Here is a 15,108-nt window from a genome sequence, read left to right on the forward strand (position 1 = left end):
ATCTATGAATTTTTCTGCGAAAACTGTCGTCATCATTGCTATTGGTGCGGCACTTTATGGTATTGGCGGCTTACCCATGTTTGGTATTCCCGTGTTTGCCAATACAACGCTAAAACCAGCAATGGCTATACTCGCGCTCTTCTCTGTCCTTTTTGGCCCTGTCGTTGGTTTTTTCGTGGGTTTCATTGGCCACTGGGTCACTGACCTATTTGCGGGTTGGGGGGTGTGGCTAACGTGGGTGTTAGGCTCAGGTATTGTCGGTATGGTGATAGGCTTTTTCCCAATTCTGACCAAAAGGCGCCTAAAGTACGGACGGTTTCCGACTTTTGATGTCGTCCTATTCTCACTGCTCGCCTTGCTCGGCAATGTTGTGGGGTATGGCTGCTCCGCGTTTCTTGACACCGTGTTATACGCCGAACCCTTTACCAAGGTATTCATTCAGCTATGCATTATCGCCGCAGGCAACGCCCTGCTGGTGACTGTTGTTGGTTATTTCATTCTGCAGTCCGTTGCCAAACGCAACAGCCAGTACCGTAATCTGACCGAGGCCTGATCCGCACCATGACCATTGAATTCAAAAACGTTAGCTTTCGTTATGATGCGCTGGTAAACCCGACGCTGAAAGGTATCAACCTCCGCATCGAAAAAGGCGAGAAAGTACTGATTATCGGGCCAAGTGGCAGCGGAAAATCTACGCTAGGCCAGTGTATTAATGGTTTGATCCCTCATGCTATTGAAGGCGAAATTTCAGGTTCGCTTAGCCTCAATGGCACTGAAATTCGCGACATGAAACTCACGCAATACACCGAGTTAGTTGGTACGGTATTGCAAGACACCGACAGCCAATTTGTCGGTTTAACCGTGGGTGAAGACATCGCTTTCGCGTTAGAAAACCAATGCGTATCCGTAGCCGACATGTACCCAGTGGTTAAGGCAACCGCCAAAATGGTGGATTTGGATGCCCTACTGAATCACGCACCTCACGATCTCTCTGGGGGTCAAAAACAGCGTGTGTCTTTGGCTGGTATATTGGTTGATGACGTCGATGTGCTTCTGTTTGATGAACCGCTGGCGGCGCTGGACCCAAAAACGGGCAAACGTACCATTGAAATCATCGATCAATTGCACCGTGATACCGGTAAAACAATCATCATCATCGAGCACCGACTCGAAGATGTGCTGACCCATGCGGTTGACCGCGTGATCTTGATGGATAACGGGACTATCGTTGCCGATACCACGCCTAATGCGCTGATGATGTCAGGATTACTTGAACAACATGGCATTCGCCAACCTCTGTATTTCTCTGCGCTTAAACACGCAGGGTGTACGTTGAGCGAAGCAGACAGCCCTGCTTATCTCTCGACGCTGCCTGTTGAAAAATTCGCTTCTCAATTGCAGCGATGGGCTGGCGATTATGTGCCATCTACACCAGCCTCCGAAACCACACCGCTGTTGAGTATCGAAGGATTGACCTACTCGTACGATGGCGAGAAGAACGCGCTTGAAGACGTCACGTTTTCCGTTAATCGCGGCGAGATCGTCTCTGTTCTCGGTAAAAACGGATCGGGCAAGTCGACAATTACCAAGCTAGTGATGGGCGTACTCGAACCAGATGCTGGCATGATTCGTTTTGACGGTGAAGATTTCAGTCATCTGTCGATTTTTGAGCGCAGCAAGAAAGTCGGCGTGGTCATGCAAAACCCAAATCATATGATTTCTCACCATATGATCATGGAAGAAGTGACCTTTGGCCTCAGAAACCTCGGCCTTAGTGAAGCCGAAATCGAGAAACGTGCACTAGATGTTCTCGAACTTTGTGGCTTGAGCAAATACCGTCACTGGCCCGTTGATGCATTGAGCTACGGTCAGAAAAAACGCGTGACCATCGCTTCGATTTTGGTAATGGAGCCGGAACTGCTGATCTTAGATGAGCCGACAGCAGGTCAAGATTACCGTAACTACAGCACCATGCTGTCTTTCATACAGCGCTTGAACAAAGAACGCGGCATCACCGTAATGATCATCTCTCACGATATGCATTTGGTGCTTGAATACACCTCTCGTTCTATCGTAATTGCTGACAGCAAGTTGATTGCTGACGCGCCAATGACATCGGTATTCAGCCAACCACAGTTACTGGACGAGGCCAACCTCGCCACCACCAGCCTGTACCAACTTGCAGACCGCGTCGGTATTCGCGACATTGACGGATTTATGCAGCAATTTATTCAAACAGAGAGCAACGCCAAATGAAAGCCTCGAAGATGAAGTTTGGTATCAACTACATCGATACGAAATCCCCCCTTCACGCGCTGAATGGCATCACCAAGTTTGCTTTGTTCATGGCGTGGGTGACCGTTGTTCTCACCACTTTTGACCTGCGTATCATTGTTGGCATGGTGGCCATCGGGTTGGCATTGCTGAAGATGACAGGCGTGGCTTTTCGTGTCTACAAACCGCTTTTATTGGGCACGTTGAGTGTTCTAAGCATGAATGCGGTATTCATGTTTCTGGTCGCCCCACAGCAGGGGGCTGAGTGGATAGGCACAACGACTGAACTATTGAAGTTACCGGGTAACTATTCGTTAACACAAGAAACCCTTTTTTACTTGATAACAGTGACACTGAAGTATTTCAGCATGTTCCCCATCGCACTGGTGTTTGTGTTTACCACGCACCCAACAGAGTTTGCATCTAGCCTCAACCGCATTGGTGTGCCGTACAAAATTGCCTATGCCGTTAGCCTAACACTGCGCTATCTGCCTGAAGTGAAGAATGATTTCGTGAACATCATGCATGCACAACAAGCACGTGGTGTGGATTTCTCAAAGAACGCCCCACTCATGGCGCGTTTTAAAGGTGTGGCGAAAATTTTGATCCCGCTTATTTTCTCTAGCCTTGACCGTGCAGATGAAATTTCCAACGCGATGACATTGCGTGGCTTTGGACGCAATAAGTCGCGCACTTGGTACAATTATCGTCCATTGGCGAACAAAGACTGGCTCGCACTGGCTGCGATCACTGTTGTGGTGGGATTGGCGATTTACAAACGATCTGTTGAAACAGCCACCATCTGGTATCCGTTCTAACGCACGATGTAAAACGCGCGGCGTTTGATACAAAAGTGGTTGATACTAAAAAGGAGCGTTCACACGCTCCTTTTCTGTTTCTGTTTCTGTATTTTTTGGCTATTTCAGCACTTCTCAGCTTTAGCCTTCCAACACCTTCATCAGCAAGTAGCCGTCATACATGGCTCGCTTAACCAAAGCAGCCCCTGGCATCGTTGCTTGCGTATAAAAATAACTCTCTTCTAACATGAGGTTTTCACAGTAATGTGGAAGTGATTGGTTAAGCACTCTTTCCATAATCGCAGGATAAAGAACTGATTTGGCGCGATTAAATTCGCCGCCAATCAACACTCGCTGCGGATTAAACAGATTCACCACAATCGCGATGGCTTGCCCTAGGTTATGACCCAGTTCAGTAATCACATTTACCGCCACACCATCACCTGCAACCGCGGCGTCGCAGATACTATCAATGGTCAGTGGTTTATCATGCAAAACACTTGGATGCCCCTGATCTAGCATTACCTGTGTGTCTTCCAGCACGGCTTGTAAACTGGCGACGGTTTCCAAACACCCGTTATTGCCACAAAAGCAACGCTTTCCAAACGGTTTAATCTGAATATGGCCCAGTTCGCCGATGTTACCTACCTGCCCTTCCAGCACTTTTCCATCGATCATGATGCCCGCACCGACGCCATGATGAATCGAAATGAGTACGGCATTTTCTACATCACGCGCGTTACCAAACAGCTTTTCAGCCAACGCCCACGATCGCGTGTCATTGCCAATAAAAACAGGTAAACCTGTCGCCCGATGAATGACCGCGCCCAAAGGCATATTATGAACATCGTAATGCGGCATTTGAATAACAATGCCTTGAGTACTGTTTACTAGACCAGGAAGAGAAACCGCAATCGATGTGACGCGATCAACGATGTTCGAATGCGTAGAAAAGAACTGGTTAATATGCTGTTGAATGAGTTCAATCAACAAATCCTGATCCCGTACATGGATGTCATGGCGCTCTTCAACCAGAATGTCGCCACCCAATGAATGCAACGCTAGCGTTAAATAGCCACGCCCAAGACGTATGGAAAGAAACTGCCACCCTTCATTGTCCAACACCAATCCGATCGCGGGACGACCACGACTTGCAGGTTCGCCATATTGGGCTTCTTTGACCAAGTGAGCATCGATTAGCTCACGAGTAATTTTAGTGATACTTGCAGGGGCTAACTGACTGCGTTTAGAAAGCTCAATTCGGGAGATAGGCCCAAGTTGGTCGATCAGCTTATATACCGCTCCAGCGTTGTTACGCTTAATGTGATCTATGTGTCCTGGCTGGGCGAGAATCATCCCAATTTCCCTTTAAAATTCATTAACAGTGAATTTTTTTACTTTGCGAAGTAATTGTGAAGCGCCATGGTTGGATGTCGTGATACACGTCACGACCTATTTGATTTATCGCAATGACATTTATATCAAATGCCGAAAATCAATAAGTTAATGGTATTTCATTCTGTAACTGATGTGTCAATTTGTATCTCCCCAAGACAGTGGCGAGCGAAACTGCCATAATCTCGCCCCTCACAAAATTCTGACTGTAAAAGCCGTATGTACAACGTCAACGAAATATTTGAAACCATTCAAGGAGAGGGCACGTTCACAGGTGTACCTTCGGTCTTTGTTCGCCTTCAAGGCTGCCCTGTCGGTTGTCCATGGTGCGATACGCGCCAGACGTGGGACACACTCCCGAACGATGAACGTGATTTCGGCACAGTGATCGCCAAAACAGGCGACAGCCCAACATGGACCTCAGTTTCAGCCGAACATATTCTTGCGCACCTTACGCAAAGTTACACGGCAAAGCATGTTGTGATCACCGGTGGGGAGCCTTGCATATTTGATTTACTTCCCCTAACAACGCTTCTTGAATCAGCGGGTTATCGCTGTCAAATCGAGACCAGTGGTACGTATAAAGTGAAAGCGACAGTCAATACGTGGGTAACGGTATCTCCGAAAATTAATATGCGCGGCAAACTGCCCGTGTTAAATGAAGCGCTGAAACGCGCCAATGAGATCAAACATCCCGTTGGAACAGAGTCAGATATTGAAAAACTCGATGCACTGCTCGAAGGTATTGATTTATCAAATAAAGAAGTCGCATTACAACCCATAAGCCAAAAACCGCGGGCTACCGAGTTGTGCATTAAAACCTGTATCCGTCGCAACTGGCGCTTGTCCATTCAAACACATAAGTATTTAGATATCGCTTAAGCATTTATCGCTTAGTTTGCACCCAATCCAGTAAACCTAGACACAAAAAAAGGGCCGTAGGCCCTTTTTTTCGTGCAATGAAATATTACTCACCCGTATAGATGCAGCCAGCCGTACAGGTTTCTTTAATCATCACTTTACTCAAACAAGGCAGTGACGGCTTAAGTTGATCCCAAATCCATTTCGCCAACACTTCGCTCGTTGGGTTTTCTAACCCTTCAATATCATTCAGATAGTAATGGTCCAAGCGATCGTAGATAGGTTTAAACGCTTCTTTGATTTCAGAAAAATCAATCACCCATCCCGTATACGGATCCACTTCACCGGCCACATAGAGACGCACGAGGAAAGAGTGACCATGTAGGCGACCACACTTATGACCTTCTGGTACGTGTGGCAGCAGATGCGCCGCTTCAAACATGAATTCTTTAAACAGTTCAGTGTGCATTTTATGCGTTCCCGTGTTCATTTGTAGTTTCTAGCGCGGCGATGCTACTGAATATTCGCGCCAAGCTCAAATTGAATCGCCCTCAATTCGTTTCGCAAGGTTTGTGATCAACTGAAGGTTTAGCGAGAAGCAAAAAGTCATCAGTAAAACGACAGTTGAAAATATCACCGTCAGATAGCGATCAACACCTCCAGCCACAGAAAATTATCAGTATCGTATGTTTCTTTGCCACGCCAACTTGAATTCGGTCGTGTTTTCCCGTTGATTTCCCAAGAATTGCATGCGTGAACAGTCCATGTAAACCAAGTGTCTTGAGGTAGTTTAGGGTTAGAGGTAAACTTGCCGGCTTAAGTTTGAATTATCCTAGCCTGATGACTCGATTCCTCAGGCAATCTTCAACGGAGTTAGATGCAAATTATGAACTATATGCCTGTAGCAGACGTCCTGCGCGGCAAAACGGCAGTAGACACAGAAGTCACTGTCCGTGGTTGGATCCGCACCCGTCGTGATTCAAAAGCCGGTATCTCTTTCCTCGCCATTTATGACGGCTCTTGTTTTGATCCAATTCAGGCAGTTGTTTCTAATGAGCTGAATAATTACAAAGAAGATGTACTGCGTCTTACCACAGGCTGCTCTGTCGAAGTTACTGGTAAAGTTGTTGAAAGCCCAGGACAAGGTCAAGCATTCGAGCTTCAAGCGACTGACGTGAAAGTGGTGGGTTGGGTTGAAGACGCAGACACCTACCCAATGGCTAAAACACGCCACTCTATCGAATACTTGCGAGAAGTTGCTCACCTGCGTCCACGCACCAACGTGATTGGTTCAGTTGCACGCGTGCGTAACTGCTTGTCTCAAGCGATTCACCGCTTCTACCACGAGCAAGGTTACTTCTGGGTTTCTGCTCCGCTGATCACAGCTTCTGATGCAGAAGGTGCAGGTGAAATGTTCCGTGTTTCTACATTGGACATGGAAAACCTGCCACGCACAGACGAAGGTAAAGTTGATTTCAACGAAGATTTCTTCGGTAAAGAGACTTTCCTGACCGTATCAGGTCAGCTGAATGCTGAAGCGTACGCGTGTGCATTGAGCAAGGTTTACACCTTTGGCCCAACGTTCCGCGCTGAAAACTCAAACACCAGCCGCCACCTTGCGGAGTTCTGGATGGTTGAGCCAGAAGTTGCGTTTGCAGATCTGGATGATGTTGCCAAGCTCGCGGAAGACATGCTTAAGTATGTGTTCAAAGCCGTGCTTGAAGAGCGTCGTGATGACCTTGAGTTCTTTGCTCAACGTATCGACAAAGAAGCCATCACTCGTCTAGAGAAGTTTGTTGATTCTGATTTTGCTCAGATCGACTACACCGACGCGATTGAGATCTTGCTTAAATCAGGCCAAACGTTTGAGAACCCTGTTGAATGGGGCATCGACTTGGCGTCTGAGCACGAGCGATATCTTGCTGAGAAACACTTCGAAGCACCTGTCGTTGTTAAGAACTACCCGAAAGATATCAAAGCGTTCTACATGCGTATGAATGATGATGGCAAGACCGTTGCGGCCATGGACGTTCTAGCACCAGGTATCGGTGAAATCATCGGTGGTGCGCAGCGTGAAGAACGTTTAGACGTACTTGACGAACGCATGCGTTCAATGAACATCGACCCAGAACACATGAACTGGTACCGCGACCTTCGTCGTTACGGCACCGTTCCACATGCTGGTTTCGGCCTCGGTTTCGAACGTTTAGTGTCTTACGTGACGGGCATGGGCAACATCCGTGATGTTATCCCATTCCCACGCGCACCACGCAGTGCAAACTTCTAATCGCACCATAGCGCGCGGTTTGACTAAAATGACAAAGGTCGCCTAAGGCGGCCTTTTTTCTTGTTTATTTTCATCAGTATAATCGTGCCTTTATGTCCGTGTGGAAATGCCCCCTCCATCAATAGCAACGTTAATTGCGCGTTGCCCTGTCCTAACCCTCTTTCATTTGCAGTACCTGTCACCAACATTCCCTCTGATTAAGCCCGTATTAAATATTAAATTCATGGCGCTGAAATCGGGGGTTAACGACAACAAAGATGCGAAGAGACAAGGAAGTCAGGGAAATCACCAAATTTCCGTTTTATTACCACTAATCAAAATGGTATAAACAAAGACAGTTTCCTTTAACAACGCCATGGATGAAGAAGATGTTTGAAAAAATTGCTGCAGCGCCCGCTGACCCTATTTTGGGCCTTACTGAAGAATTCAAAGCCGATGCTCGTGCTGAGAAAATCAACTTAGGTGTAGGTATCTACAAAGACGAAGCCGGTAACACGCCAGTATTGGCCACTGTTAAAAAAGCCGAAGCTATTCTTTTAGAGAAAGAAACCACCAAATCATACCTAAGCATTCCGGGTACACCAGAATATGGTTTGGCTGTGCAAAAGCTTTTATTTGGTAACGATGCAACCATCATTGCAGATAAACGTGCACAGACAGCTCAAGCTCCAGGCGGTACTGGCGCCCTTCGCGTTGCTGCTGAATTTATTAAACGTCAACTTGGCGATGTGAAAGTCTGGGTAAGTAACCCTACATGGGCGAACCATAACGGTGTGTTCGCTGCCGCAGGCCTTGAAGTCGCATCGTACGGTTACTACAACGCAGAAACCAAAGACATGGATTTCCCAGCAATGCTGGCCGATCTTGAAACCGCAAATGCAGGTGATGTCGTACTTCTGCACGGTTGCTGCCATAACCCAACGGGTATCGACCCAGACGCTACACAGTGGCAGCAACTTGCAGCACTGTGTAACGAGAAAAAACTGCTTCCAATGTTTGACTTTGCTTACCAAGGTTTTGCAACTGGCGTTGAAGAAGATGCTGCTGGTCTGCGCATTTTTGCAGATTCATGCGAAGAGCTTTTGGTTGCGAGCTCATTTTCTAAGAACTTCGGCCTCTACAACGAGCGTGTTGGTGCATTTACCATCGTCGGCAAAAACGCCACTGAAACCGCCACCGCATTCAGCCAAGTTAAGAGCATCGCTCGCGTGATTTACTCTAACCCACCTGCTCACGGCGCTGCTGTTGTTACCATTATTCTGAATGACGCTACATTGCGTGCAGAATGGGAAGAAGAAGTGGCAGCCATGCGCGCTCGTATTAAAGAAATGCGAGAGCTCTTTGTTGCGACACTCGCAGAAGAAGGCGTGCAGGGCGATTTCAGCTTCATTCAACGTCAAAACGGCATGTTCTCTTTCTCTGGCTTGAACAAAGATCAAGTTGCTCGTTTGAAAGACGAATTTGGCGTATACATCGTTGGCTCTGGTCGCATCGCCGTTGCTGCTATGATGCACACGAACATGCGTCCACTGTGTAAAGCTATCGCTGCTGTGTTGAAATAATCAACCGCACCTAGCACGAATAAAACAGCCAATAAAAAAGCGCCTTTCGGCGCTTTTTTCATGTTCTTCGCTTTAACATCGAGCGCTGAATGAGCAGCCCTCTGTCAATCAAGCTGGCTTACTGAATGCCGTGCAAGAACTCAGCACGAGTTGCCGGGTTCTGCTTAAAATTACCACCTAATGCTGTCGTCGTCGTTACACTGGTTGCATCCATCACACCGCGTGCTTTCACACAGTAATGTGTCGCATTCATGTGTACGACCACGTTGTCCGTTTCCAACAACGTTTGAAGCGCCACGAGGATTTGGCGAGTTAAACGCTCTTGAACTTGTGGACGCTGGGCAAAAAATCGAACAATGCGGTTAATCTTCGACAAGCCGATAATTTTGCTCTTTGGCAAATAGGCCACTGTGCATTTACCGTCAATTGTGACCAAGTGGTGCTCACAAGTACTCGTCAATGTAATGTCTTTGACCCTAACCATCTCGTCACAGCCCATCTTGTTTTCGATAACGGTGATTTTTGGAAAGTTCGCGTAATCTAATCCCGAAAACACCTCATCCACGTACATTTTTGCAATGCGCGCTGGCGTTTCAGTCAAACTGTCATCTTCGAGATCTAGGTCGATAACAGTCAAGATTTCCCGCATATGATATTCAATACGCTCTTTTTTCTCTTCTGCGGTCATCGAAGTGCCCGACTGCATTGGTGTCTCAATACCACGTGCTATAAGCGCTTCGCGAACGCGCTTGGCTGAATCGCTTAATGCTGTCATAGAAAAATCCTTGGGTCGTTGCAATTGTTGTTATCTAATTTATTACTCGTCTTTTAAAGACAAGGATCAAATAGTGTCAGATTTTTGAAGCATAGCGTTTATAGTAAAATAATTACACCTCGAAATGCGTGTGGGCATTAGTTTCAACTCTCAAAGTTTGCGATAATGCTCGCTTTCATCTATGCGCTGAGCATGTTTCGCTCAAAACGACTGAGAGTTATATATGGGTTGCTGCGACACTCCTGGTTTGATGCCAGTTTCATCGGCTATCGACATTCTATTAGACAACACGTCGCCACTGACACAAACCGAAATCGTGTCACTGGTTGACGCACAAAATCGCATCACGTCTGAAGATATTCGCTCTCCAATCAATGTGCCCCCTTTTGCTAACTCTGCAATGGATGGTTATGCGCTTCGCTGTGCAGATCTCAACAACAATATGACACTTCGCCTCGCGGGTAAGTCCTTCGCAGGTATCCCGTTTGAAGGCGAATGGCCGCTGGCTCGTGTATTCGTATTATGACAGGCGCTGAAGTCCCAGTAGGCGCAGATGCCGTCATCATGCAAGAGCAAACCACGGTAAACGGCGACGACATTACCTTTACCCACACCGCCGAGTTGCAGCAAAACATTCGCCCTATCGGCAACGATGTAGAAGCCGGTGATGTCGTTATTCCCAAAGGCACACTGCTAACGCCCCGTGAAGTTCCGATGTTGGCAACACTGGGCATAGGCACTGTCACCGTCATGCGCAGGCCCAAAGTGGCGTTCTTTTCTACCGGAGACGAGCTTCGTCAAGTGGGGGAGCCACTAGGAAAAGGTGAAATCTACGACAGCAACCGCTACACCATTCGCGCCATGCTTGAAAAAATGCATTGTGAGGCGATCGATCTTGGTGTCGTGCCCGATTGTCCAGAGCAACTACGTAACGCCTTTTTGAAAGCCGCCAGCGAAGCTGATGTTATCGTTACCTCGGGTGGCGTTAGCGTAGGTGAAGCGGATTACACCAAAGACATTTTGGATCAAGAAGGCGAAGTTGGATTTTGGAAGATTGCCATCAAGCCAGGTAAGCCCTTTGCGTTTGGCAAAGTCAAAGGCGCACTATTTTGCGGATTACCCGGTAACCCAGTTTCAGTACTCGTGACCTTACATGTGTTAGTCCAGCCGCTGCTTGCCAAACTTGCAGGCCATACACAATGGCAACCGACCATCACTTTAAGCGCTAAAGCTGAAACACGATTCAGGAAATCTCCGGGGCGTGCTGATTACCAACGCGCTGTATATCGCATTAACGAGCAAGGCGAATTGGTTGTTGCGACCACAGGCAACCAAGGTTCTGGCGCGTTTAGCTCCCTATCGATAGCGAACTGCTTTGCAGTCTTAGAGCAAGATCGCGGGCATATTGATGTAGGTGAAAACGTCACGATTGAACCGTTTGGCACTGTTTTAAACTAATGTCTGATTACGTTTATCAAAGACGTTTTCTAACAAGCCATTTTTGCAACGTAATCTTATAAAAGCATAGGAATACCGTGGACATTCTCTCTCCGGAAGAAGAGCTCAGATACAACCGCCAGATCATACTTCGACAGTTTGATTTTGATGGTCAGGAAGCGTTGAAGCAAAGCCGCGTTCTCGTTTTGGGTGCTGGCGGCTTGGGCTGTGCTGCCACTCAGTACCTTGCGGCGGCTGGCGTTGGCACGCTCACATTGATTGACGACGACCGAGTGGAGCTGTCCAACTTACAGCGTCAGGTGCTGCACAACGACAGCACGGTTGGCAAATTAAAAGTCGAGTCAGCAGCAAAAGCACTGCGTCTACTTAACCCTCACGTCGTGGTGAAAACAGTAGCAAAGCGCCTCGACGATAACGCCTTACAGACGCTCATAGAACAGCACAGCATTGTGATTGACTGTTCTGACAATGTCGCGACACGCAATCAACTCAATCAACTTTGCTTTCTCACTAAAAAGCCCTTAGTCAGCGGCGCAGCGATTCGGTTGGAAGGACAAGTGGCCGTATTCACTTACAGTGAAAACGAGCCTTGCTACCAGTGCCTGAGTGCACTGTTTGGCGAACAAGCACTCAGTTGTGTCGAAGCGGGCATCCTCTCTCCTGTTGTCGGGATCATTGGTGCCACACAAGCTCTTGAAGCAATAAAGGTTTTATCCAATTTTGCGCCTGCGCCAACCAGTAAAATTATGCTTTATGATGCGTTAAGCAGTGAGTGGCGCACTTTTATGCTGCCCAAGAATCCAAGCTGCAGTGTCTGCAATAATTAACAATACCGTCTTATCTGGGTGACACTACTCTCAAAATCGCGTATTTCTACTACAATAAGGAAGGCCTCTGCTGATCGAGCGTTTCGCCATCGCAGAGTGAACTTCCTTATTCAGTGGGCATATTGCAGCTACGATGATAAAAACGCTTTCTATTGTCCTCGTCATCCTTGGCATGCTCGCCCTCATTTCGGCGCTAAAATCGTCGATCTCTCTGTATCGCCGCGATAGGCGCCCTTCAACATTTAGCTTTGTGCCTGTCATGCTTGGATTTGTTCTGGGCTACATGATTTATGCTAGCTTTCTCGCATTAAAATCCGAAATAATCATTATCGAATTTATTGTTTCTGTTGTGTTTTTTGGTGGCGGGATCTTTTGCGTCATGATTTTTAGCGTTGTATCCCAAAGCATGGAACGTATTGCGTTTGCTGAGTTTCAGCAACGCCACAATGAAGCACACGACCCATTGACAGGGTTACCCAACCGTCGGTTCCTCATTAGTACCATCAGCCAACATATTGTTGATTACAACGCCAATCTGCAGCGATTTGCGGTTTTTATCATTGATATTAATAACTTCAACAACCTCAACGAGGTTTTTAGTCATCAAAAGGGCGACGTATTACTCGCACAGTTCTCAGCACGCCTTAAAGAATTCGTCGATGAAGATGTGTTTTTAGCGAGGTCTAGCGGAAACCGCTTTACCCTCTTGCTCACCAACCCCGAGAATACAAATATTTCTGCTTATATCGAAAATATTCAGTCTTACCTTGACCATCCATTGACCATTAACGATCACGACATGAACCTAACCAACACTGTCGGGGTCGCCTTATACCCTGAACATGGCTCGAATGCAGAAGAAATCCTCAAACGCGCAGAAATCTCTATGTACAGCGCCAAACGCATTCAAGCCCCATACGCTATCTATGAACCGTCCGCATCTACACATTTTTACGACCAGTCAGAATTGGCCGCGATGCTGCACAATGCCATTGCAACAATGGATTTTGAGCTCTACTTTCAGCCCGTTATGAATGTACATAACCCACATCAGACAACCTTTGAAGCACTTATCCGATGGACTCTCGGGGACGGATATTCCGTACGACCTGATGATTTCATTCCGATTGCGGAGCAGACAAACGCTATCAAGCAAATCTCCCACTGGGTGCTTGAAACGACCGTTGCTCAATTAGCGGTGTGGCAAAAACAATCCATCACGCCGCAAGTTCAGGTGAACATTTCAGTCAAAGATCTAGAAGACGAAAACCTCGAGCCCTACCTGGCAGGTTTGATCAAAAAATACGCCATTAATCCCGCGCAGCTCACCCTTGAATTGACCGAAACGAGCATGATGCTGAATCCAGCGAAAGCGAGAGTCGTCTTAGATAAAATCAAAAAGCTGGGCGTGTATTTAAGCATCGATGACTTTGGTACTGGGTTCTCATCCCTGTCTATTTTGAGCAATATGCCCATTGATGAGATTAAAATAGATCGCAGCTTTGTCACTGACCTACTCTATAGCAGTAACCATGAAGCCATTGTGAGATCCACTATCTACCTCGCCCACAGTTTGGATTGCCGTGTGGTTGCAGAAGGTGTTGAAACTGAAGCGCTAGGACAATATTTGATGTCTATCGGCTGCGATAAAATTCAAGGCTATTGGTATGGCCGCCCAATGAATCTGGCCCAAACTGATGCTTGGCTCAATGAATCTCTCCAAATCAGCTCCAAAGTCGCCAATCAAAACTAACTGCCACACTCTGTTTATATTCCCCTCATCGAACAACTGCACCCCCTTATTTTGCTCACACTTTCATCAATCGTTTATAAAACACTCGAATCTATAGTGATATTTTCATCTCGTCATTAATGCTTCAATTAAGTGAAACATAGCTGTCATAAAACTTTCCTAAAGTTGCCACTGTTGACACAAACAAAGCCTTTTAAGAGGCACGACTAAGGAAAGCTCGAATGAGATCAAACGTTTTTACTGCATTGTGTGTCGCTGGCGCATTAATGGCTAACACAGCTTCTGCGCAAGAAACAATTACAGTGTCAGGTTCTACATCTGTTACCGAAGTGATGGAAGTACTGGCAGAAACGTATCAAACCCAAAATGGCAATACCTTCATTGAAGTGCAAGGAACGGGTTCTTCAGCAGGCGTTAAAGCCGCCAAAAATGGCACTTCCATGTTTGGCATGGCATCACGTTCACTGAAAGATTCCGAGAAAGAACCAACATTAAAAGAAACGGTGATTGCACGAGACGGTATCGCTGTTGTGGTCAACAATGCCAACCCTCTTGTTGATCTGACTATTGAGCAAATCGCAAAAATCTACCGCGGTGATGTGAAAAATTGGGCCGAAGTGGGTGGCGAAAACAAACCTATCGTTGTCGTTACCCGAGACACAGCATCAGGTACTCGCGGTGCATTTGAAGACATCATGAGCTTGAAGCGCGATATCAACGGAATGAAAGTCTCGGCAATTTCTCAACGTGCACAAGTCGGCAATGGCAATGGCGTGGTCAAAACCATCGTGGCTAACAATCCCTTCGCTATCGGCTACATCTCTCTAGGTTCAATCGATGCGTCGTTGAAAGCAGTCAAAGTTGACGGCGTAGAAGCGACATCTGATGCAGTTGCAGCAGGCAAGTATAAAGTTGCACGTCCATTTTTGGTGTTAAGCAAAGCTGGCAAGCCGTCACCTGCCGCTGAAGACTTCATGACATGGGTGACTTCAGCCGAAGGCCAAAAAATTGTCTCAAGCCAAGGCTATGTGCCCGTTCAGTAAATCATTAGTTGTTTAGGTGTGTTGATTCCGCCTAAACCCACTATCGGCCTGACGCGCTTGTCAGGCCGCTTTAAAA

The 15,108-nt window shown here is 47.0% G+C and carries 12 protein-coding genes and 1 pseudogene; 10 read left to right on the plus strand and 3 right to left on the minus strand.

Annotation, left to right across the window (positions count from 1 at the left end; translation table 11 throughout):
- Window positions 1-4: 4 nt before the first annotated feature.
- The 3 genes from AC3CIC_RS09370 to AC3CIC_RS09380 are packed head-to-tail and all read left to right on the plus strand — an operon-like array spanning window position 5 to window position 3,092.
- Complete coding sequence (locus AC3CIC_RS09370; RefSeq protein ID WP_016959608.1) at window positions 5-553, plus strand: ECF-type riboflavin transporter substrate-binding protein; 549 nt, start codon at window positions 5-7, stop codon at window positions 551-553.
- A gap of 8 nt (window positions 554-561) precedes the next feature.
- Complete coding sequence (locus AC3CIC_RS09375; RefSeq protein WP_488514429.1) at window positions 562-2,256, plus strand: ABC transporter ATP-binding protein; 1,695 nt, start codon at window positions 562-564, stop codon at window positions 2,254-2,256.
- The gene (locus tag AC3CIC_RS09380) at window positions 2,253-3,092 is read left to right on the plus strand and encodes an energy-coupling factor transporter transmembrane component T family protein (protein WP_017004062.1); all 840 of its coding nucleotides are present in this window, start codon (window positions 2,253-2,255) and stop codon (window positions 3,090-3,092) included. Before AC3CIC_RS09375 ends, AC3CIC_RS09380 begins: the two co-directional genes overlap by 4 nt.
- 120 nt (window positions 3,093-3,212) lie before the next feature.
- On the opposite strand, the gene mlc is transcribed toward AC3CIC_RS09380, so the two are convergent.
- A complete protein-coding gene (mlc, locus tag AC3CIC_RS09385) occupies window positions 3,213-4,427 on the minus strand; it encodes a sugar metabolism global transcriptional regulator Mlc (RefSeq protein ID WP_488514430.1) in 1,215 nt (404 codons plus the stop codon).
- A 258-nt stretch (window positions 4,428-4,685) separates the two neighbouring features.
- Here mlc and queE point away from each other — a divergent pair, with 258 nt between their 5' ends.
- Window positions 4,686-5,348: a 7-carboxy-7-deazaguanine synthase QueE gene (queE, locus tag AC3CIC_RS09390; protein WP_488514431.1), complete on the plus strand. Its 663-nt coding sequence runs from the start codon at window positions 4,686-4,688 to the stop codon at window positions 5,346-5,348.
- An 85-nt stretch (window positions 5,349-5,433) separates the two neighbouring features.
- Here queE and queD read toward each other — a convergent pair whose 3' ends face one another.
- On the minus strand, window positions 5,434-5,796 hold the full coding sequence (gene queD / locus AC3CIC_RS09395; RefSeq protein ID WP_017004063.1) for a 6-carboxytetrahydropterin synthase QueD: 363 nt from the start codon (window positions 5,794-5,796) through the stop codon (window positions 5,434-5,436).
- A gap of 417 nt (window positions 5,797-6,213) precedes the next feature.
- Here queD and asnS point away from each other — a divergent pair, with 417 nt between their 5' ends.
- Together asnS and AC3CIC_RS09405 are read left to right on the plus strand one after the other, a co-directional pair.
- The gene (gene asnS, locus AC3CIC_RS09400; protein ID WP_026023951.1) at window positions 6,214-7,614 is read left to right on the plus strand and encodes an asparagine--tRNA ligase; all 1,401 of its coding nucleotides are present in this window, start codon (window positions 6,214-6,216) and stop codon (window positions 7,612-7,614) included.
- 368 nt (window positions 7,615-7,982) lie between these two features.
- Window positions 7,983-9,176: an amino acid aminotransferase gene (locus tag AC3CIC_RS09405; RefSeq protein WP_016959617.1), complete on the plus strand. Its 1,194-nt coding sequence runs from the start codon at window positions 7,983-7,985 to the stop codon at window positions 9,174-9,176.
- Window positions 9,177-9,294: 118 nt separating this feature from the next.
- Here AC3CIC_RS09405 and folE read toward each other — a convergent pair whose 3' ends face one another.
- The gene (gene folE / locus AC3CIC_RS09410) at window positions 9,295-9,951 is read right to left on the minus strand and encodes a GTP cyclohydrolase I FolE (RefSeq protein WP_488514432.1); all 657 of its coding nucleotides are present in this window, start codon (window positions 9,949-9,951) and stop codon (window positions 9,295-9,297) included.
- 223 nt (window positions 9,952-10,174) lie between these two features.
- Between folE and moeA the strand changes: the two are divergent.
- The 4 genes and pseudogenes from moeA to AC3CIC_RS09430 all read left to right on the plus strand — a co-directional run bounded on the left by moeA (window position 10,175) and on the right by AC3CIC_RS09430 (window position 15,032).
- Window positions 10,175-11,409: pseudogene (moeA, locus tag AC3CIC_RS09415) on the plus strand (molybdopterin molybdotransferase MoeA).
- Window positions 11,410-11,486: 77 nt separating this feature from the next.
- Complete coding sequence (moeB, locus tag AC3CIC_RS09420) at window positions 11,487-12,236, plus strand: molybdopterin-synthase adenylyltransferase MoeB (protein WP_488514433.1); 750 nt, start codon at window positions 11,487-11,489, stop codon at window positions 12,234-12,236.
- Between the two features lie 133 nt (window positions 12,237-12,369).
- Window positions 12,370-13,989, plus strand: coding sequence for a putative bifunctional diguanylate cyclase/phosphodiesterase (locus AC3CIC_RS09425; RefSeq protein WP_394210119.1), 1,620 nt, complete (start codon window positions 12,370-12,372; stop codon window positions 13,987-13,989).
- Between the two features lie 221 nt (window positions 13,990-14,210).
- Window positions 14,211-15,032, plus strand: coding sequence for a phosphate ABC transporter substrate-binding protein (locus AC3CIC_RS09430; protein ID WP_016959622.1), 822 nt, complete (start codon window positions 14,211-14,213; stop codon window positions 15,030-15,032).
- Window positions 15,033-15,108: the final 76 nt, after the last annotated feature.

It is taken from the genome of Enterovibrio sp. QJM3NY_24 (genome assembly GCF_057786035.1).